This is a genomic window from Devosia sp. (assembly GCF_036676215.1).
Lineage (GTDB): Bacteria > Pseudomonadota > Alphaproteobacteria > Rhizobiales > Devosiaceae > Devosia.
This window is the reverse complement of the sequence record NZ_JAKFDJ010000145.1, coordinates 1-1,521: the sequence shown is the minus strand read 5'-3', so window position 1 is coordinate 1,521 and position 1,521 is coordinate 1. Positions and strand designations below refer to the sequence as shown.

Here is a 1,521-nt window from a genome sequence, read left to right as displayed (position 1 = left end):
AGTGATAGCCGTGGGTCTTCAGATAGACCGCGTAGGAATCGGCCAGCAGCCTGGCCAGGCCGTCGGCGGCCGCCTTGCGGGCGGCGGGGTTGGGTCCGGCGTGGGTCATGTCTTCAAATCTCCTTGGCTGTCAGGCGGTCGCGGAACGCCGCCGCATCGGTTCGGCGGCCGATCCGTTCCCAGACCCTCTCATGCACCGCGAAGGCGACAGTCTGAAAGAGGGGTTCGATCAGGCCGATGGCGAGCGCCGCCCGCCAGTCTCGCGTCAGGGCGAAGGCGACCCCGATCGCCACCGTCATGTGCATCAGGCTGTAGCTTAAGGTCTTCTTGGCGGCGTGCATGGTGAGCGTCCAGTTGCGAATGATTCGCAATATAGCCCAAAGCCGTCTTATTGGAAGCCCACTTGCGATCAGTTTTTCTTGTGCCCGGCGCCATTTGCTGATCGCCCGAAGTCGCTTGGCGCGACGGCCATTTGGGTTATCGTCGTTCACATGACCGCCCGACAGAGGCGGCCCCCGCATGGCGCCCTTGGGACGCCACGCGGGAGAACTCAGAAAGTCGACCATCGCAAGCGGTGGTCTGGGAGGAGCGGCCCATGAAGTTCACTTGGTTCAACCTGATGCCGTGGCCGTATCTGCCGGACGATTTCCGGGAGAAAAACCGCTCCGTCTGGGTCGATATCGATCAGAAGCTGTTCGATCCGGCCACGAGCCATGAGGTCTACAACACCTATATGGACCTGCTGGAGTACGCCGATACCCTCGGCTTCGACGGCGTCGGGGTGAATGAGCACCACCAGAACGGCTACGGCATCATGCCCAGCCCCAATATCATCGCCGCGGGTCTGGCCCGGCGCACCAAGGACGCGGCCATCGTCGTCCTGGGCAACTCCATCGCGCTCTACAATCCGCCAATCCGCGTGGCCGAGGAGTTCGCCATGCTGGACTGCATCTCGGGCGGGCGGCTGGTGGCCGGGTTCCCGGTCGGGACCTCCATGGACACCAACTACTGCTACGGCCAGATCCCGTCCCTGACGCGGGAGAAGTACCAGGAAGCCCACGACCTGATCATCAAGGCCTGGACCACGCGGGAGCCCTTCGCCTGGAACGGCCGCTACAACAAGCTGCGGCATGTCAACATCTGGCCGCGCCCGATCCAGGACAAGCCGCACCCGCCGGTCCACATCCCCGGCGGCGGGTCGGTGGAGACCTACGACTTCTGCATCGACAACACCTATTCCTATTCCTACCTCAGCTTCTCCGGCTACCTGCGCGCCCAGGCGCTGATGAACGGCTACTGGAAGCGGGTCGAGGAGCGGGGGGTGGACAAGAGCCCCTACCGGGCCGGCTTCGCCCAGACGATCCTGGTGGCTGACACTGACGAGGAGGCCGAGCGGCTCTATTCCGAGCACGTCAGCTACTTCTACAATCGCTGCCTGCACGTCTATCCGGGCTTCGCCGACGCGCCGGGCTACCGGACCATCAAGACCATCCAGACCGGCGCGCTGAGCCAGTACGCCCC

2 protein-coding genes are annotated in these 1,521 nt (G+C 64.0%); one reads left to right on the top strand and one right to left on the bottom strand.

Annotated elements, in window-relative coordinates:
• Nucleotides 1-113 precede the first annotated feature (113 nt).
• Complete coding sequence (locus V6M52_RS12525) at nucleotides 114-341, bottom strand: DUF2061 domain-containing protein (RefSeq protein WP_332701265.1); 228 nt, start codon at nucleotides 339-341, stop codon at nucleotides 114-116.
• 254 nt (nucleotides 342-595) lie between these two features.
• Here V6M52_RS12525 and V6M52_RS12520 point away from each other — a divergent pair.
• Nucleotides 596-1,521: LLM class flavin-dependent oxidoreductase (locus V6M52_RS12520; RefSeq protein WP_332701264.1), on the top strand; the 926-nt coding region annotated here is incomplete at its 3' end.